The 19,414-nt window shown below is 36.5% G+C and carries 18 protein-coding genes; 11 read left to right on the top strand and 7 right to left on the bottom strand.

From position 1 onward, the window contains the following. Nucleotides 1–218: 218 nt before the first annotated feature. The 6 genes from menC to menB are packed head-to-tail and all read right to left on the bottom strand — an operon-like array spanning nt 219 to nt 7,523. Nucleotides 219–1,331, bottom strand: a complete 1,113-nt coding sequence (gene menC / locus IGL28_RS06790) for an o-succinylbenzoate synthase (RefSeq protein WP_241546310.1) — start codon at nt 1,329–1,331, stop codon at nt 219–221. Next, complete coding sequence (gene menH, locus IGL28_RS06795) at nt 1,321–2,157, bottom strand: 2-succinyl-6-hydroxy-2,4-cyclohexadiene-1-carboxylate synthase (protein ID WP_053765996.1); 837 nt, start codon at nt 2,155–2,157, stop codon at nt 1,321–1,323. The genes menC and menH overlap by 11 nt, the downstream gene beginning before the upstream one ends. Further along, entirely contained in the window at nt 2,150–3,898 is a 1,749-nt protein-coding gene (menD, locus tag IGL28_RS06800; protein ID WP_081127573.1) for a 2-succinyl-5-enolpyruvyl-6-hydroxy-3-cyclohexene-1-carboxylic-acid synthase, read from the bottom strand. The genes menH and menD overlap by 8 nt, the downstream gene beginning before the upstream one ends. Further along, nucleotides 3,895–5,256, bottom strand: coding sequence for an isochorismate synthase (locus IGL28_RS06805; protein WP_081127571.1), 1,362 nt, complete (start codon nt 5,254–5,256; stop codon nt 3,895–3,897). Before IGL28_RS06805 ends, menD begins: the two co-directional genes overlap by 4 nt. Beyond that, nucleotides 5,237–6,763, bottom strand: coding sequence for an o-succinylbenzoate--CoA ligase (gene menE / locus IGL28_RS06810; protein ID WP_081127570.1), 1,527 nt, complete (start codon nt 6,761–6,763; stop codon nt 5,237–5,239). Before menE ends, IGL28_RS06805 begins: the two co-directional genes overlap by 20 nt. Continuing rightward, a complete protein-coding gene (gene menB, locus IGL28_RS06815) occupies nt 6,708–7,523 on the bottom strand; it encodes a 1,4-dihydroxy-2-naphthoyl-CoA synthase (protein ID WP_081127568.1) in 816 nt (271 codons plus the stop codon). Before menB ends, menE begins: the two co-directional genes overlap by 56 nt. 128 nt (nt 7,524–7,651) lie before the next feature. On the opposite strand from menB, the gene IGL28_RS06820 reads away from it, so the two are divergent. The 6 genes from IGL28_RS06820 (at nt 7,652) to bsh (ending at nt 12,726) form a co-directional block, all read left to right on the top strand. After that, nucleotides 7,652–8,041 (top strand): PaaI family thioesterase, encoded by a 390-nt coding sequence (locus IGL28_RS06820; protein WP_010719120.1) that lies wholly within the window; start codon nt 7,652–7,654, stop codon nt 8,039–8,041. Nucleotides 8,042–8,330: 289 nt separating this feature from the next. Beyond that, entirely contained in the window at nt 8,331–9,179 is an 849-nt protein-coding gene (locus tag IGL28_RS06825) for a YitT family protein (RefSeq protein WP_010719119.1), read from the top strand. Between the two features lie 208 nt (nt 9,180–9,387). Further along, nucleotides 9,388–9,798, top strand: coding sequence for an organic hydroperoxide resistance protein (locus IGL28_RS06830; protein WP_081127567.1), 411 nt, complete (start codon nt 9,388–9,390; stop codon nt 9,796–9,798). Between the two features lie 58 nt (nt 9,799–9,856). Next, nucleotides 9,857–10,288, top strand: a complete 432-nt coding sequence (locus IGL28_RS06835) for a MarR family winged helix-turn-helix transcriptional regulator (protein ID WP_034698048.1) — start codon at nt 9,857–9,859, stop codon at nt 10,286–10,288. Between the two features lie 131 nt (nt 10,289–10,419). Continuing rightward, complete coding sequence (locus IGL28_RS06840; RefSeq protein WP_010737621.1) at nt 10,420–11,445, top strand: AI-2E family transporter; 1,026 nt, start codon at nt 10,420–10,422, stop codon at nt 11,443–11,445. A gap of 303 nt (nt 11,446–11,748) precedes the next feature. Further along, the gene (bsh, locus tag IGL28_RS06845) at nt 11,749–12,726 is read left to right on the top strand and encodes a choloylglycine hydrolase (protein ID WP_081127565.1); all 978 of its coding nucleotides are present in this window, start codon (nt 11,749–11,751) and stop codon (nt 12,724–12,726) included. A 124-nt stretch (nt 12,727–12,850) separates the two neighbouring features. On the opposite strand, the gene IGL28_RS06850 is transcribed toward bsh, so the two are convergent. Further along, nucleotides 12,851–14,092 carry an LPXTG cell wall anchor domain-containing protein gene (locus tag IGL28_RS06850; RefSeq protein ID WP_128427781.1) on the bottom strand — a complete coding sequence of 414 codons (1,242 nt, stop codon included), beginning with the start codon at nt 14,090–14,092 and terminating at the stop codon, nt 12,851–12,853. 143 nt (nt 14,093–14,235) lie between these two features. Between IGL28_RS06850 and IGL28_RS06855 the strand changes: the two genes are divergently transcribed. The 5 genes from IGL28_RS06855 (at nt 14,236) to IGL28_RS06875 (ending at nt 19,200) form a co-directional block, all read left to right on the top strand. Beyond that, complete coding sequence (locus tag IGL28_RS06855) at nt 14,236–15,783, top strand: helix-turn-helix domain-containing protein (protein WP_034698053.1); 1,548 nt, start codon at nt 14,236–14,238, stop codon at nt 15,781–15,783. A gap of 212 nt (nt 15,784–15,995) precedes the next feature. Beyond that, nucleotides 15,996–16,559: an alkyl hydroperoxide reductase subunit C gene (ahpC, locus tag IGL28_RS06860; RefSeq protein WP_081127564.1), complete on the top strand. Its 564-nt coding sequence runs from the start codon at nt 15,996–15,998 to the stop codon at nt 16,557–16,559. 11 nt (nt 16,560–16,570) lie between these two features. Continuing rightward, nucleotides 16,571–18,109, top strand: a complete 1,539-nt coding sequence (gene ahpF, locus IGL28_RS06865) for an alkyl hydroperoxide reductase subunit F (RefSeq protein ID WP_081127562.1) — start codon at nt 16,571–16,573, stop codon at nt 18,107–18,109. 148 nt (nt 18,110–18,257) lie between these two features. Then, nucleotides 18,258–18,605, top strand: a complete 348-nt coding sequence (locus tag IGL28_RS06870) for a DUF2200 domain-containing protein (RefSeq protein ID WP_081127561.1) — start codon at nt 18,258–18,260, stop codon at nt 18,603–18,605. 70 nt (nt 18,606–18,675) lie between these two features. Continuing rightward, on the top strand, nt 18,676–19,200 hold the full coding sequence (locus tag IGL28_RS06875) for a DUF308 domain-containing protein (RefSeq protein WP_081127559.1): 525 nt from the start codon (nt 18,676–18,678) through the stop codon (nt 19,198–19,200). The last annotated feature ends 214 nt before the right edge of the window (nt 19,201–19,414 follow it).

A 19,414-nucleotide genomic window follows, 5' to 3' on the forward strand; every position in this document is an offset into this window, starting at 1 on the left:
ATCTCATCAAAAGGAGAAGTTAGGTCAATGGCGACATTAGCTGAATTATCGGTATTGTAGAAAGTGTAATTTTATACTCGCTACTTGCTGATTCATATAAAAAAAGTTCAACAATAAAGAAAGAATCCAAAAGAGAAAGAGCTGCTTTTGGATTCTTTCTGATTACTTGGTGTATCTCTACAACGACCACAGTGATCATATTATTTGTCAAACGTTTATTATTGAGAAAAAAGGAGTTCCTTTTTGTAGCAATAACGTTCGATTTTTTCTTGATCAAGGACTGCCCCATTGCCTTTTCCTAAGGGAACTGCAAGTTTCCCATCAGTGAGGCAAGCTTTATTTTTGATGATATCATCGTAGTAATAGCGATCTGATGCCGATATATCGCCAGGGAAAGTAAAGTCATTTTGGCTGGCAAATTGTATATTTAAGCAACGTCCTACTCCTGATTCAAACATTCCACCTAGCCACACCGTCAAGTTATGTTCACGACAAAATGTTACGATGGATAATGCCTCAGCGATCCCACCCACTCTGGGGATTTTTAGATTAATCCCACGACAACTTCCCAAGGTATGAGCGGTTTTAACATCATTTAGTGTACGAATATTCTCATCTAAACAAATTGGTGTTTTTAATTGTTTCTGTAAATACGCATGCTCGATAAAATCCCGTTGATTAAAAGGCTGTTCAATCATCGCTAGGTTTAATCGATCCAATTCTAACAATATCGGTAGATCCTTTAATGTATAAGCAGAATTGGCATCTGCCATCAAAAGCAAGTGAGGAAATTCCTTTCGTAATAAGGTTAATGGTTCGATATCGTAACCTGGTTTGATCTTTAACTTCAACCGCGTATAGCCTTGAGAAACATACATTCGAGCTTGTTTTAACAATTTTGCAGAATCTATGTGGATACCTAAACTAATCCCAACTGCTAATTCTGTTTTCGTACTTTTGAAAATTTCTCGGAGACTGACATTCTTTCTTCTGGCATATAAATCCCAAATAGCAGTTTCCATGGCTGCTTTTGCCATAAAATTCCCTTGCACTTTCGTCAATCGTCGCTGAACTTCGAAAGGCTCTTTGATTGGAGACATAGTAAGTAAAGGAATCAATTCATTTTTGATGATCAAGCGACTCATGTCGATCGTTTCTTCAATATAGTCCGCTTGTTGGAAAGAAACCAACTCTCCTACTCCTTGATTGCCTAATTCATCCTCGATTATCAATAAATCAAACGCTTTTTCAGTTAGAATTCCATAACTCGTTTCAAAAGGGGTAGTCAAAGGTAATTTAAGTTGTAATTGCTCGATTTTTCTAATTTGTATCACTTTTTTCTTTCTCCATTATCCATTGATTTACTAGGGAAACAAATTTCGTTGGCTGTTCTAGATGAATACAGTGTCCACTTTTGGGAACCAACGCCATGGAAAACAGACTATTTTCTTCAACCAATTTTTTTCCGATTTTTTGAAACTTATCATCATATTCTCCTGCTAAATAAAGGATCGGTCTTTGGATATTTCTAAGCGATGGCCAGTAATTCGTCTGTTGCCCAGTTCCCATGTACATCAAACTAAGCGCCAAACCAATTGGTTGTTGCATAAGTCTTCCTTGGCGAATCTTTCTTCTTGTCGAATCAGGTAGTTCTTTTTGACTTTCAAATAATGGAATCGATTCCCAATAATCCACAAAACCAGACAATGGTTCAGTCATAATCTTTTGCGCTAATAGAAGATCTTTTTTTTGACGTATGAGTCTTTCGCTAAGCGAACTGATGCCTGGTGTACCACTTTCCATAATGATGCCTAAAATTCCTTTTGGTTGTTCAATCAGCCAAGTTAACGCGGTACGGGCCCCCATGGAATACCCCAACAAATAAAAGGCATCGATCTTTAATTGCAAAACCAATTGTGCTAAATCTTGAACAAGTAATGGAAGCTTATAGCGATAAGGATGAACATAAACATCCGTCTTACCATGCCCGATCAAATCGATTGCTAAAACATTTAAATCTTGAAAAGGCAAAGAAAAGCTCATGGAAGTTCCGGTAAATCCGTGTAAACAAATGATAGTAGGTCTCATTGGAGATGTTCGCTGTAACCAACGATAAGCATAATTAACACCATTGATTTTTATTTTTCCCTCACTCATTTCGATTACCGTATCCCTCAATCATGTGTTGCCAAAGCTCTGCTGGTGCTTTTTGTTCGCCAACGACTTCAATCAACGTCCAAGTTGAATTTTCTTTCTCTTCTCTATTGTCTTTACTGTCTATTCTTTCTCGACTTTCACAAACTATTTGTTCAAATTCAGTCAGCGATTTGGGCTTTTTATAAGCACCGCAGTAGAGATCTGCCACTTTCTCCAAGTCTAGATGTAAGGGTGTTGAAAACAAAGGATCAAAAAAGGAGTTATCTAATTCCCTTTGAGGAAGGAAAGAAAAGATACCTCCCCCGTTATTATTCAAAACGATCACAGTCACCGGCAGCTCAAGTTCTTTGATTATTTGTAATCCATTCATATCATGAAACAAAGCTAAGTCACCAATCAACAAAAACATCTGCTGTTTCTTAGCCGCACAAATACCTGCAGCTGTTGAAATAATCCCGTCAATACCATTTACTCCCCGATTCCCATAGACTGAAAATCGTTGTTTTGAAAAACCAGCGTAGCGATCAATAAAACGAATAGCATTACTATTGGACAAGAAGAGTGTTTCGTCAAACTTTAACAATTGAAAAAGACGCTTACTGGCATTGCTTTCGTTATAGGCATCTAAGGGCAAGGTTGTTTCTATCGTTTGTCGGGCAAGCTTTGCTCTTTCTTGCCAATAGGATAACCAGTTTCTATCTGCATGAGTATGAAATGCTTCATCGCTCATGTTCTTAACCATGCTACAAAACGTCAGTGGATCAATTGGTAAAACATAATTACTTTGATGTAACCAGTCTTTCCAAGATTCGCTTTCATCAATGATGACATAAGTCAGGTCATTTGACTGCTTTAAATAAAGCATGAGGTTTTTGGCCAATGGCAAGTTACCAAACTGCCAAACGATTTCGGGTGTTTCTAAGCGTTGATCGGCAAAGATCAAATCAACATGAGAAATATAATTGGCGCTTTCTTTCCCGCAATTTCCTAAATTTGTAAGTGGATCACCAAGAATAGGCCATCCTACGATTTCAGCTAGTTCAATCATTTTCGTTGCCTGTTGTGTGGTCAATTCTCTTCCAACAATAATCAACCCTTTTTTGGTCAACCAAGAATCAAGTTCTGGTAACGAAAAGGAAGTTACTTTATTGATCGTTTCCCCTTTTCTTGAATAATGACGTGTAAATGATTGTGATAAATCCGGCAGTAAAGGTTCTCGAAAAGGTAGATTCACATGTACAGGTCCTTTAGGAATTTTTATTGCAGCAGCCGCACTCTCCCAACCCTGAAAAAACGCATATCTTTCAAAAGATTCTCCTTCTTCTGGCAAAGCCATTCCGATATACTTTTTGACATGGCTTCCATACAAATGTTGTTGATTCATCGTTTGTGGTGCTCCTACGCCTTGCGCCTCTGGTGGACGGTCAGCGGTCAACACAACGAGTGGAACATTTGACGCCTCAGCTTCACAAATGGCTGGATAATAATTTGCTGCAGCAGTTCCTGATGTGCAAATCAGACCCACAGGTTCCTTTTGTGCTTTTGCTAAACCAAGCGCAAAAAAAGCAGCCGATCGCTCGTCCACATTGATATAGCAATTGATTTCCGGGTCACGATAAGCCAATAAGGCCAGTGGTGTCGAGCGTGATCCTGGGCTAATGACCATTTCTTTTAATCCACTTTCTTTCAATCCATGGATAAATGCTAATAAATAAGCAGTCAGCTCTTTTGTGTTCGTCATTCTTTTACACCTCGAATCATCGGTTGAAATTTTAGAGCAGTTTCTAAGTATTCCGCTTCAGGCGTTGAATCTGGCACAATTCCACAGCCAGCATACAACTGGACTTCAGTATCACTCACTACTCCAGAACGAATACCAACTGCAAATTCACCAACATCCTCAGTTAAACTACACCAGCCAATTGGACCACCGTATAACCCTCGCCCAATAGGTTCTTTTTCCGCTATCCAATCAATGGCTGCCTGTTTAGGAACACCGCCTAAAGCTGGTGAAGGATGTAGTTGTCGTATGACTTCTAAAAATGAGAAACCGTCCTGACGGTTCCCTTTCAACGTCAAACAAAGATGTTGAATGTCTCGGTTTTTTAAAAGACTTTTTTCTGATACTGTTAGTTTCCCCTTAATAAATGAGTGCATCTGTTCTGTTAAACGTTCGACGACTAATTGGTGTTCTCCAATATTTTTAGAGTCTTTTAAAAGTTTTTCTCCCAATGTAACGTCTTCTCTTTCGTTTGAACTTCTAGCGATAGAGCCAGCAATGCTAGCGGTCAAGAAATGGGTATCAGTCGCCTGAAGCAAACGTTCAGGTGTTGCGCCAATAAACGCTTGACCTTTTGCTTCTAAAACAAAGTGATAGGTGTTTGGTTGTTGACTAATCAGATGAAGTAAGATTTTTTCAACAGAAAATTCTTTGCCAACTAATTGCATCTGTCTTGCTAAAACCACTTTTTTAAGTGCTGATTTTTTATTTGCTGTGACTTCGATCGTCTCTTCAACAGCTTTTAAGAAATGAGGAACAGCTACTTCAGTTTCTTTTAATATTTGACTTGGCGAAAAATCTGGGACACATCGCTCTTTCATTTCATTAATGAGTCTCATTTTTTCTTTAATAAACTCATCGAGTTTTTTTAAAGTTTTAAAATGATTCCTTGCGGTTATTACAACGGTTAGTTGCTGATGATTTTGCTTGATTAATAGTTCGGGTAGAATAAAACAGCCCTCTGCCAATTCTCCCCAAATAGGCGCTTGTTTTTTGTTTTCAGCATCGAAAGGTAATCCTCCAAAAAGAATCGGAGTCTCTTTTTCAGGAACCAGAAACGAAAGTTTTTTAAAAAACTCTTGTTTAGCATTTATCAGGTCTTCGGTGGACCAGTTTCCACGCTTCTTTAAAAGATTACGCCCAAACCCCAAGAAACCGACATTTTTGTCTGGCGTTTGCCAAAAGAAACGTGTGCCTTTAAAGTCACTCGCTTTTGCAAAGAGATTTGCTAACGGTTCATAAGGAATCTTAAAGCTATAACATACATAGTCAGCTTCAGGTACTTCCTGTAGATTTAGATTAAATAAGTTGGTAGTCAATATAGTTCACTCTTTCTTCTGTTAAAAAAAGTCGTTTTAATGGTTTTCCTGAGGCTGTTTTTGGTAGATCATGGATGACAAAAATTTCGTCAGGATGTTTGTAGGAAGCAAGTGGCTCCATGAGATTGCAAATTTCATTAACGCTGACCTTATCTATTAATTTCAAATAAGCTACTGGGCGTTGCCCCCAGTTAGGATCGGCTCTACCAATAACAATAGCCTCTGCAATTTTCTGACTTTTTAAAAAAATTGCTTCAATCTCAGCAGGGTAAATATTTTCTCCGCCAGAGATGATTCGCTCACTCATTCGACTAAGAATTTTTAGTTCACCAGTATCTGTTAAATAGCCCCAATCACCAGTACAAAACCAGCCCTCTTTCGTCCACGAATGTCGATCTCGTCCGTTGAGATATCCTTTAACGATCGACGGACCTTTCAAAAGAATTTCTCCAGATTCATTCGCTTGATCTGTCCCATCGATTTTAATTTGCACACCCATTAGCGGACGACCAACCGTGTCTTTAAACTTTGAATGCATATTGATTTTACCTGCGACAACTTGGGAACATGTTTCTGTCATGCCATAAGATAACATAACGGGTAGCTTCAACTGGCAACAGTCTTCAAGTAAGGTAGATTCAATCGGACCGCCACCTAATAAAACTTGCTTCAAAGAAGAAGGATAACCGTCTTCTGGTACAAACGGCAACAGATCTTTTAACATTTTCGTGACTAACGACAAATAAGCGGTTTTTTCGCTTAAAATCAGTTGGTTGACTTCTGATGGGTGAAATTTTTCACATAAATGAACGCTAATTCCTAAAACAAGGGAACGTAAAAGAATCGATAAACCACTGATATGGTACAACGGGACGCAACAAAGCCAATTCTCGCCAGACTCGATAGCCATACTTTTTTGTGTAGCTAGGCTACTTGCTTGATGGTTTGAAAAAGTTTGAGGTACTCCTTTTGGCTTTCCAGTAGTCCCAGATGTATACATGATCGAGGCTATTTGCTCCAATTGATAGCCGAAATCAATTGGTGGTTCATTAATTCTCCCGATTAGTTCCTTTTTTTTCGGGAAAGAAATGATGGTTACATTTTCAAAGGAAAAATGTTCAGGATGTTCAGTGATCAATAGTCGTGTATTGGCATCTTTTAACTGATAAGCTAGTTCTTCACTGGTTAACCTTGTATTTAGAAATTGGATCTCCATTCCTAATTCCCATAGAGCTAAGATCGACTGATACATCCTTGTCTGATTGTCGCTCAAAATGGCTACTCTTTTAATAGTTTTTTGTTGATTGCTTATAAAACGTTTGAAATAATAAGCAAGTTGCTGTACATAGTGATTCAATTCACTAAACGTTAGACAAACATCTTTCGTATAAAAGGCTGGCTGATCTGGCTGTTTTAATGCTTGTCGTTGCAACCAACTATTTGGTTTTTGTTTAGGGAAATTTAGGAAATTGGTCAAAGTCAGGCTCTCTCTTTTCTTTGAATGCATCTCGTCCTTCTTGAGCTTCAGCCATCGTGTAGTAAAGTAAAGTGGCATCCCCTGCTAATTGTTGGATCCCCGCTAGTCCGTCTGTATCTGCGTTCATTGCAGCCTTGATCATTCTTAATGCTAAAGGACTTTTCTTCAACATTTCTTCTGCCCACTCTATCGTTACGTCTTCAATTTCGGCTAAAGGTACCACTGTGTTGATCCAATTCATTGCTAAAGCTTCTGTTGCGGAATACTGTTTCGTCATAAACCAGACTTCTTTTGCTTTTTTATGACCGATCACTCGAGCTAGATAGCCTGATCCATAACCGCCGTCAAAACTTCCTACATTCGGACCTGTTTGTCCAAATTTCGCATTTTCAGCGGCAATTGTAATGTCACAAACAAGTTGTAAGACATTGCCTCCACCGATCGACCAACCTTTGACCATTGCAATCACAGGCTTTGGAATGACCCGAATCAAGCGTTGGAGATCTAGCACATTCAAGCGAGGGATTTGATCATCACCTACATACCCGCCATTTCCTCGAACTTTTTGATCTCCACCAGAACAAAATGCTTGATCTCCTGCTCCGGTTAAAATAATCACACCAATATCTTGCCGCTCTCGACAAATAGTAAAAGCTTCAATCATTTCAAACACTGTCTTTGGAGTGAATGCATTGTGTACTTGAGGTCGATTAATTGTTATTTTTGCTATTTTATCATGTTTTTCAAAAAGTATTTCTTCATAGTCTTTAATTGTTTGCCATTTTCTCATTTTATTCCTCCTCTAAGTTGAACATTCTTATTATACACAAAAGCCAAAGAAAACGTTTGTAATTTTATATTTTTTAAGAATTTCTGTTATACTATTCAAAAAAACAAAAAAAGGAATGAAACCTAAAAATGAATTTAATCGAATATTTACAGATTGAGACAATGTCTATCTCAAAAGAACAGGTTGAATTGTTACTACCGATTTCTGACATCCATCTCCAACCTTTTGGCTTCCTTCATGGCGGAATCAACGGTATCTTGATTGAAACCGCTTGTAGTATTGGTGCTAACCAACATTTAAGCTCGCCACAATATGCGGTAGGTGTAGATTTACACGTCAACCACCTTAACAGCGCTCAAAATGGACAATTACGAGTGATCGCACGTCCGACTAAAATTGGACGCTCTATCCAATTTTGGGCAGCTGAAATTTATTTAGAAAAAGAAAACAAACTAACTCCTGCTCATCTTATTGCCAATGGTTCTTGCACACTAACTGTTCGTAACGAATCGACATGACGTTGCATTTATGTCCAACCTTTCATTCATTAAATTTCCATCTTTATTTGCTCTTTATCGAAATAAGGAAAAGTAAAAGACATCTTTCATTTTTATTTCAATCGATAAAAAATATTAATATTCACTATCTATAGCAACATAGTGAACTCATAGCTCCTCTATTTCTAGACCTGAAATGTTAGACTAACCTAACATTTTTTTAAAATAGTAGTTAACTTTAGGTGGATATTACGTTATAATGAAAAAAGCACTAAAAAATTAAAATACAATAATGAATGGATGTGAATGGATGAAGCAAATGAAAACGATGATTTGGACATACATAAAAATAATGTTTGCCTTAACCATTTTAGGTGTAGGTATCAATATGTTTTTAGGGCCTCACCATATCGCAGCAGGCGGTGTGAGTGGTTTAGGTATTCTCTTAGAATCGGCTTTAGGTTTTGATCGTGCAATGGTCATTTTAGTATTAAATATCATCATGTTGGTATTAGCTCTTGTATTTCTTGGAAAAAAACCTTTTTTCAAAGTGCTTTTTGGAAGTCTTGTCTTTCCGCTGATTATTGCGGTTGTCCCTGAAATGATGGTTACGTCGGATCGTTTACTTTCAGTGATCTTTGGTAGTGCGATCTTTGCTCTGGGTGTCGCTATTTTATACAAAAATAATTCTTCAAGTGGCGGAACAACTATTCCACCACTGATCTTCAAAAAGTACTTTCATTTGAATACTTCGATTGGTTTATTGGTAACAGATGCGTTTGTTGTATCACTTAATTTATTTATTTTTGGGTTTGAAGAATTTTTATATGCCATTCTTTCGATCGTCATTACCTCGATTGTAATGTCTTATATTGAAACAGGAATGAATCGTAAAAAATCGATAATGGTGATGAGCGAAACCTCTATCGAAGAAATCCGCCAACGTTTAAGTGCGGAAATTGGTCGTGGCTTAACTTTATTAGAAGCAAAAGGTGGCTACAACCGCAAATCTAAAGAAGTTTTATTGATCGTCGTAACAGACCAGGAGTTTTCAAGAGTCAAACCATTGATCGAAGAAATCGACCCTACTGCTTTTGTGATTGTCAGCAGTGTAGCTGAAGTAACTGGTAGTGGCTTCACTTACCATCCAATTGAGTAATAAGAAGCTTATTCATAAATACTTCCTCTTCTATTTTTGTATTTCTTCTAAAAATTGATTCTGCTTAAATAATTTATCTAAAACGAGTGATGCCATAACGTGTAGTCGCTCGTTTTTTTATGCCCATGCTGAAACGAATTAGTTGCCTTTCTCAATTAAGTTGTATACAATTTAATTGTACAAAATCAAATTTAAAGGAGTGTTTTTTATGAAAAAAATGTATTCTACAAAAATGATCAATACTGGTGGTCGTTCAGGTGAAGTTCATAGTCCAGATCATTCATTTGAACTTGCAATTGCGGCTCCTGGACGTCGTGTAGCCGATGCAACGAATCCTGAGCAATTATTTGCAGCAGGTTTCAGTGCTTGTTTCAATAGTGCGTTAGAATTGATCAAAAATCAAAAAAATATCTCTGGTGCTTCTACCATCAGTGCTCAAGTATCTTTGTATGCTGAAAATGAAATGAGTTTTGTTTTAGGCGTTGAAATTGAAGGTCATGTTGAAGGTATTTCTTTAGAAGAAACACAAGAATTATTGGAAGCAGCTCATAAGGTTTGCCCATATTCTAAAGCAACTGCAGGTAATATTGAAGTGACATTGACTGCTGTTAACAGCTAGACATTTATTATAAAATCAGCTATGCTAACAAGGAACTACGAGAATCGAGGTGGAGAAAATGGAAGATTTATATTTAGAAAACCAGTTGTGCTTTCCTTTATATGCCACCTCTAAAGAAATCATTCGCTCGTACAACCCTTTGCTGAAGCCTTTAGATTTAACTTACACGCAATACCTGGTAATGCTTGTTTTATGGGAAAACCAACAAGTCACAATGAAAGAACTTGGCAGCTTACTTTGTTTAGATTCTGGAACCTTGACGCCCGTCATAAAAAAAATGGCTGACAAAGGCCTACTTCAAAGAAGAAGAGCAGATAAAGACGAGCGTATTACGATTCTATCACTGACTTCTAATGGAAAAGCTTTAGAAGAAAAAGCAAAAGATATTCCTGCTAAAATATTAGCGAGTCTTCCACTTGAACCGGATGAGCTTGTTCTTTTGCAAAAACTCAGCAAGAAAATGCTAACTAATTTTCGGGAAAAACACTAGGAACTAAACAGTCAAACTGCAGACATTGCTCATCAATGTCTGCAGTTTTTATTTTTTTCTTCCTAATTCCCTATTTCCGCTTTATAATCAAATATGTACGCTATGACTTAAATTACTTGGAGGTTGTTGATTTGTCTGTTTACCAACGCTTTTTGGCGAATGAAAAAATTCGTCGTATGACTGTTCTATTAATCATTATTGTAGTCCTTTTTCTTGTAAGAAGCATGATTACAACAATTTTACTAACTTTTATTTTTACGTATTTAATGATTCACTTAGTGCAAATTATCCAACGATTCATTAAGGTTCCAACCGGAGTATTAACCATTATTGTTTATGCTCTTGTGGTTTACCTAATCTATTTAGCATTTACAATTTATATCCCCGTCTTGGTACACCAAACATTTGACATGGTCAAATCAGTCATCAATTTCTATGAACATCAACCCAAAGACGCTGATCCGGTTTTACTTTATATCCATAATTACATTGAAAGAAATGATTTCTTTGAACAATTACAAAATGGTGCATCAATTGCTTTAGGCTATTTGCAAGACTTTGGTAAGATGGCTGTCGCCTTTACTATGTCTTTTATCTTAAGTTTCTTTTTTATGATCGAAAAGAAAAAAACAATCCTATTTTCCCGCTTATTCTTAAAAGGCGAATTTTCTTGGTTCTTCCAAGACATTTATTACTTTGCTGATAAATTTGTCAATACCTTTGGATTAGTATTAGAGGCACAGTTCATTATTGCTTTATTAAACACGATCCTCACAACGATTGCTTTGGCTGCTTTTGGTTTCCATCAGTTGCTTAGTTTAGCAATTATGATTTTTATTTTAAGTTTGATCCCAGTTGCTGGTGTCATTATCTCTTGTGTGCCCTTATCCTTTATTGCGTATTCTCAAGGTGGCATAAAAGATGTGGTTTACATCTTATTAACGATTTTAATCGTCCATTTACTTGAATCTTATGTTTTGAATCCAAAATTGATGTCTAGTAAAACAGAATTACCGATTTTCTATACCTTTATTGTATTATTGATCAGCGAACGCTTTTTAGGAGTATGGGGTTTGATTGTTGGTATTCCAATTTTTACATTCTTATTAGATATATTAAAAGTGAAAGAAATTCCCAACCATCCCCTCAAAGAGTGACTTTCTTTGAATCAGAACCTGTAAGATTTACTTCAGTTTAATTGTCATAAAAATTTTGTGACGTCTCTATCTCTGAGAAATAAGTCGAAGAATCCCTTCTAGTGAGGGCATTCTTCGGCTTATTTTCCGCTAAAATTTTCTAGAACACCGCACACTTGTCTTGTTAATCCTTACAAAGTAAATCCATCTTAGAAAAGATCATTTTTATAACAGGAGTTTTTTTAATCGAAAATCAGTTTTTCTGGTAAAAAATTAAAATTGGTATTATCATTAATTTATATTAATAAAAGGAGGAGATGTATCATGTGTACATCCATTGTTTATGCAACTAAAGATCATTATTTTGGACGAAACTTAGATTTAGAGCTTTCTTATGGACAAGTAGTGACAATTACGCCTAGAAACTATCCTTTTAAATTTCGTCGAACGGATCCTCTACCCTCTCACTATGCGTTAATTGGTATGGCTGCAGTTGTTGATAATTATCCGTTATATTTTGAAGCAACAAATGAAAAAGGACTTAGCATGGCAGGTTTGAATTTCCCTGAAAATGCTCATTACTTTGAAGAAGACTCTGGTAAAACCAATATCTCACCATTCGAATTTATCCCTTGGTTATTAGGAAAATGCGCAACAATCGATGAGGCAAAAAAATTACTTGCTGAGATCAACTTAGTAAATATCAATTTTAGTGAAGAACTTCCACTTTCTCCTCTTCATTGGATGCTTGCTGACCAAAATGAAGCTCTCGTGATCGAATCAACCATTGATGGTTTGAAAATTTACAATAATCCAGTCGGTGTATTAACAAATAATCCACCTTTTGATTATCAATTGTTTAATTTAAATAACTACCGTCATGTTTCTCCTACTGTATCTTCCAATCATTTTGCGAAAAATCTAGAGTTGGATGTGTATAGTCGTGGAATGGGTGGATTAGGCTTACCAGGCGATTTATCATCTGCTTCTCGTTTCGTAAAAGCTTCCTTTACAAAATGGCAATCAGTCTCAGGAGATTCAGAGATGGAGAGCGTGAACCAATTTTTCCATATATTAACATCCGTGGAACAACAAAAAGGATTGTGTGATGTAGGAAATGGGAAATTTGAATATACGATCTATTCGTCTTGTTGTAACATGGACAAAGGGATCTATTACTATACTACTTACAACAATCACCAAATCACCGCAGTTGAAATGCATAAAGAAAATCTCGAAGGCACTGAATTGATTACTTATCCAGTGGTTGATCAAGAACAAATACATTATTTAAACAAATAAAAAATAAGTGCTTTAATACTTATGGTTCATCACTTATTTTTCTAGTAATTTTCTATTTTATAAAGAAGAGAATGAGGATGTGCTCCTCATTCTCTTCTTTTAATAATAATGTTATTTGTTTGCTTTAACTTTGTTTTTCACTATTTCGTAACTTTCTCACTCCGAAAATAGAGAAAATGATAAGTGTAAACCCAAGATACATAAAACTTGGTGTTGCTTTATCTGCTGTTTTTGGTAATTGACCGCTTATACCATTACCAAGAGATTTTTCATTATCTGAGAAATTATCATTATTTATTTCATAATTGTTTTCATTTTTAGGCGTTAAACTACCTGATAAAGACATCTGATGCGATTTTTCTTTGATCATATCTGGCAAAATTACTTGATTTTTCGTATTAACGTCAATTAAAGATTCCCCCACAGTTGGAAATTCTTCTTTCTTAGGTATCTCGATTTCCACTTGAGGTTTTTTCATTTCATCTGGCGTTGGATCAGTCGGTTCGACTGGATCTGGTTTTTCCTCCGGTGTTGGATCAGTCGGTTCGACTGGATCTGGTTTTTCTTCTGGCGTGGGATCAGTCGGTTCAACTGGATCTGGTTTTTCTTCTGGCGTTGGATCAGTCGGTTCAACTGGATATGGTTTTTCTTCTGGCGTTGGATCAGTCGGTTCAACTGGATCTGGTTTTTCCTCCGGTGTTGGATCAGTCGGTTCGACTGGATCTGGTTTTTCCTCCGGTGTTGGATCAGTCGGTTCAACTGGATCTGGTTTTTCCTCCGGTGTTGGATCAGTTGGTTCGACTGGATCTGGCTTTTCTTCCGGTGTTGGATCAGTTGGGTCAATTTCTGGTAATTCGGTAAAATTATCCTCATCAACATTAAGCATTTCTTCAACTGTCTGACGTTGACTATAAGGCGTAAGATGCTGATTATCTGTCGGACTGCCATCAGCTACTTTGATCGTAAATAATGCTGGCTTTGTTAAATGTTGATTTAATGTTACAGTAAAGGTAAAACTAGCCTTATGTCCATTAATCTGAAGCGTAGTTGGATCGTACCCAATCGTCAATGCTGGATCAACATTCTCAAATACTACATTGGATTGTGAGATTGGTTGTCTATCGCCTGAATAGCTGACACTGGCTTTGACTGGTACCGTTTTTCCCACCGGAAATTTCATGATTCCTGAATTTGTTGTGGAGAATTCATCCTGTAGTGTGATACAATTCACGTTTGCCCACCCAGGCTCTTTCGTTTTAGTAACGATTGGGTGGTGCTCTTCAATCTTTACTTGTTGCGTTGCTTCGGCAGTTACCGATAGGCCTGTCAAAGCAACAGTAGCCATTATAAGTTTTAAGTGATTCATTTTTACATCTCCCCCGTTTCAAACACTTTTGGCTTGCAATACATAAGATAATACAAACGGCTAAAATATTATTACTGTTTTTTTGTTCAAAATAGCTAATTTTTTAGTAAAATGCTGGATGGAAAATCAAATGGAGGAATAACATGCAAACACAAGAAGCAATCAAAAAGTATCTTTTAAATAAAAAAAGTGTTACCAAGCTCAATATTTTTCTTTTTCTTGCAGAACACCCATTCTTCATTACCACTCACTACCTCGCTGATTATTTTGAGATGTCTGATTCTAATTTTTTGCTTTATCTTCAAGAATTAGAACAGGATTTTATGACACTTGATTTAGAAGATGTTTCTTTGATCAGGCAAAAGAAATTTGTCCAGTTAGATTTAAAGAATACAGATAGTGCAAAATGTTATTATGAATTATTTGGTAAATACTGTTTAGAATCGACAAATTTTAAAATTTTAACAGCCCTGTTAGAACCAACTGGTCATTCAATTGTTAGCATTAGTCAAACAACAAATTACAGCTCCTCTTATCTTTATTCCAAAATGAAAGCTGTCAATCAGTTCCTTAAATTGTATGGGATTGCATTTAAATTTACAGCTAAAGGAAAAAAAATCGTAGCAGGAACGGAAGTACAGATCCAGTATTGTTTTTTAGATGTTTATTGGAATATTTTTTCAAATACTTCTGTCCCCTATGGCATGGAAACCCCACAATCTATTACGTATGAACTAACAACTTATTTTAAACAAGAATTACTTGATGCCCTAAGTGGAGGGATGAAAGAGAAATTATTTTTACTATTAAAAATCTGTGTAGAGAACTTTCCAGTTACATCGTTGAAGAATGTCCAAAGAGAGTTTAAAGAATATGACTATATTGAATACTTGGTTACTCCAGAATTTGATTTGCTTAACGATCATTTATCTATTTGTCATGAACAGCGGGTTTTAATCAACCTGTTAGCAAGATTAGCGATCTCAAAACTAGAAAGTGACGAGCTTAGCTTTCAACATTACCAAATGTTACTAGAAGCTAATGTTCCTTACATCGTTTACTCTAAAAAGCTAGTGGAGTCTTTTAGCCGACACTTTCATTTAAAAGTACCAGTAAACCAACAAAAACTTTATGCCTTGAACTTTGCTCGAAATAAACTTTTCAGTACTTTTTTGAATCCTGATCAACCCAATACTCCTTTACCTACCTATACTTTATATGAAGGAAAAGAAAATTTTGAAAACTTACAAAATGAGATCAAACAATTCTACGTCACTTTTAGACAAAAAATCAGTAAAGAGCTGCCAGATCTATTGATCAAAGAAAATATGCAATGGATCGTTGAAGACTTACTTCATTTGTATGATCGCTTTAAACCTCAACACTCGATCGTCATAGGTATCAATTACACCAAGGATTTTTATGTGAGTAAAGATTTGATGGTCAAAATCGAGCAGATCTTTTCTTCCGAGTCGATCATCATCCAAAAAAATTATATGGAAGAATGTGATATCATCGTCAGTGACTGTCCCTTAGAGCATCTGCCGTCACACATCAAAAAAATCTATTTATTGGACAATTATGTAACACCGCAAGAATGGAAAAAAGTAATTACTCAAATTGCTGGATATATCTTTGAATTAAAACAAGAAAATGATTATACATCTTGCACACCATTTTCTAATAAATGATCCAATGCAGCCGTTCATGGAAAAATAGTCGACGAATCCTACTAGACAAAGGAAGCAGTCACTATTCCCATGTACGGCTTTTTCTATTGCACCTATAAATAACCTCCTATTTTTACGAGACATTCTTAAAATAACCAAAAAACCTTTGACTTTGCAACCGTTATTAAATTATATTAATTATAAATAAAGCAAAATAAATTGGAGGTTTTCATATGTCATTGATTGGAAAAAAAGTTGGAGAATTTACCGCACGAGCTTATAAAAACGGAGAATTTATCGATATCAGCGATGCTAATCTTACTGGTAATTGGAGTATTATTTGCTTTTATCCAGCAGATTTCACTTTCGTATGTCCGACAGAATTAGAGGATTTACAGGAACAATACGATGAATTAAAATCACTAGGCGTCCAAGTCTTTTCTTGTTCAACGGATACCCACTTTACACATAAAGCATGGCATGACTCATCTGAAGCTATCGGAAAAATAGAATATGCCATGATTGGCGACCCTTCTCACCACATTTCTCGTTTATTTGATGTATTGAATGAAGAAAGTGGACTTGCACAAAGAGGAACTTTTATCATAGATCCAGATGGTATCGTACAAGCAATGGAAATCAATGCTGATGGTATTGGACGTGACGCAAGTGCCTTGATTGACAAAATCAAAGCCGCACAATACGTACGTACGCATCCTGGTGAAGTTTGTCCAGCGAAATGGAAAGAAAGTGGTGAAACACTAAAACCTAGTTTCGATCTTGTTGGAAAGATTTAGAGGATGAGCCGATGTTAGATAAGGAAACGAAACAAAATTTAGCTCAGTATCTTGATTTAATGGAAGCACCAGTCGTTTTTTCGGTTAGTACAGATGACACTGCCAATTCTCAACAATTATTCGAGTTTGTGAACGAAGTGGCAGATATGACTGATAAAATTACGGTTGAACAAAAGAAGTTGCCACGTACCCCTAGCTTTGAAATCAATTCTTTACAAAAGACTAGCGGGATTACTTTCGCAGGTATTCCTTTAGGCCACGAATTTGCATCTTTCCTCCTTGCTTTATTACAAGTAAGTGGACGACCACCTAAAATAGCTGATACTTTGATTCAATCCATTTTAGAAATTAATCAACCTCTACATTTTGAGAGCTATGTCAGTTTAACTTGTCACAACTGCCCTGATGTTGTTCAAGCGTTAAACATTTTAGCGGTTTTAAATCCGTTGATCACCCATACGATGATCGAAGGTGGGATGTATCAGCATGAAATCACTGAAAAACAAATCATGGCCGTGCCAACCGTCTTTTTAAACGAAAAAGAATTTGCTAGTGGACGAATGACGATTGAACAAATTTTAGGAAAAATAGCTGGCCCGAATCTAATGGAACAAAAGGAAATCAATACAAAAGAATTATTTGACGTTCTAGTTATCGGTGGCGGTCCAGCAGCAAGCAGCGCAGCGATTTACGCCGTTAGAAAAGGCCTCCGTACTGGACTCGTAACTGATACACTTGGCGGTCAAGTCGTAGAAACGTTAGGCATCGAAAATCTAATCGGTACACCTTACACAGAAGGTCCACGATTGATGAAGCAAGTCGAAGAACATTTACGGTCTTATCCTGTTGATGTTATGACAAATCAACAAGTTGTGTCACTAAACAAAGGAGCAGATCTCTTTGAAATCAATTTAAAAAGCGGCAATCAGCTGAAATCAAAAACAACGATTGTTGCAACAGGAGCTCATTGGCGTTCAATCAATGTTCCTGGTGAAAAAGAATTTAAAAACAAAGGAATTGCCTATTGTCCTCATTGCGATGGTCCCCTCTTTGCCGGAAAAGAAATCGCAGTGATTGGTGGCGGAAATTCAGGGATTGAAGCTGCCATTGATTTAGCTGGGTTGGCGAAACATGTATATATTTTAGAGTTTCTTCCGACACTTAAAGCAGACCAAGTATTACAAGATAAACTAGCTACTTTAACAAATGTCACTGTCATTCTAAATGCCCAGACGAAAGACATCAGTGGTCAGACAAAGGTTGATTCGTTGAGTTATATCGACCGTTCCACCCAGGAAGAACACACAATAGCTGTTTCAGGTGTGTTTATTCTGATTGGTTTGGTTCCTAATACGGATTGGTTAGTTGGAACACTTGAGTTAAATGATCGAGGAGAAATCATCACTGATGCTCATGGTGCTACTAGTGAAGCAGGACTTTACGCTGCTGGTGATTGCACAGATAGTGCTTATAAACAGATCATTATTGCTATGGGATCAGGAGCTACAGCAGCCCTTGGTGCATTTGACTATTTGATGAGAAAAGAATAACTTTGCTACAAATCTCAAAAGGTTAAGACAAGTTTATTCATCAACTTGCCTTAACCTTTTATTTATTCTTTTTTTACAATTGCGATAAGTACACATTTATTGAACAAACGAATATAATAAAAGAAAACTTATCGTAGGAGGTGCTATCATGAATCAACGAATTTTCACCATGAGTTTCTCAAGTGTCTACCCTCTCTATGTAAAAAAAGCTGAGAAAAAAGGACACTCTCGGTCAGAAGTGGATGAAATCATCCGCTGGTTGACTGGTTATACCGAAGAAGAATTACAAAAACAACTGGAAAACGAAGTAACATTCCAAGTCTTCTTTGAACAAGCACCCAAACTGAACCCAAACCGACAGTTGATAACTGGCATGATTTGTGGGGTGCGAGTCGAAACGATCGAAGATCCTCTAATGCAGGAAATACGTTATTTGGATAAGCTAATCGACGAACTTGCAAAAGGCAAGAAAATGGATAAAATATTAAGAAGCTAAATCAAAAAACAGGTTTTTGTTTGGTAGAATAACCGTTTACCGTTACAATAGAATAAAAGGAGGTTATGTTATGTTTGAAATGATACGTACTAATTTTCAGCGTTACGCATTGCTAAGGTCAGCCATTTACATCATTGCCGGACTTGCAATTGTGATCAATCCGACAGCTGTATTCCATTTTATTGGCTACCTCATTACAGCGTATTTTGTTTTATTGGGGATTTTGAATCTTTTAGAAGCAAATAAAAACCGAAAACAAACGGGTGCATGGGGATTTGGTTTAATTAGCGGGATTGCCTTTTTTATTCTCGCACTAATCGTGTGGGTCTTTGCAGCAGCAATCGTCTCGCTCTTACCAGTTATCTTAGGTTTAGTTATTATCCTAAAAAGTCTCTTTCAATTATTCGTCGGACTTAACACCCGTTCGAAAGGTTGGAGTGCTTATAGTATTCTCTTATTGGTTGGTGGTTTGATTTTATTATTCAATCCATTCAAAAGCGTCATGATACTCTTCCAATTATTTGGTGGGCTATTAATTTTCATGGGTATCTCAGAAATCATTACCTATTTCAAAGTGAACAAGAGATATTCGTAAGTAAATAAGAGGTTGCATGACTATTAGTTTACCTAGAAGATGGAAGAAGTTGCTTTTTCCAAATTTCTTTCGTTTCTAGGGGTAAACTTTCTGTTTGCTCCCTCTTTTTATTTGCTTTAAAATTTTTCATTTTCCGAGTCTCTGATTGCTGATTTCTTATGCAATCTCTTTTTACCACAAATAAAATAATTAATGTTATTATATATTTGAGACT

Source organism: Enterococcus sp. AZ077 (genome assembly GCF_051714965.1).
Classification (GTDB): domain Bacteria; phylum Bacillota; class Bacilli; order Lactobacillales; family Enterococcaceae; genus Enterococcus_B; species Enterococcus_B hirae.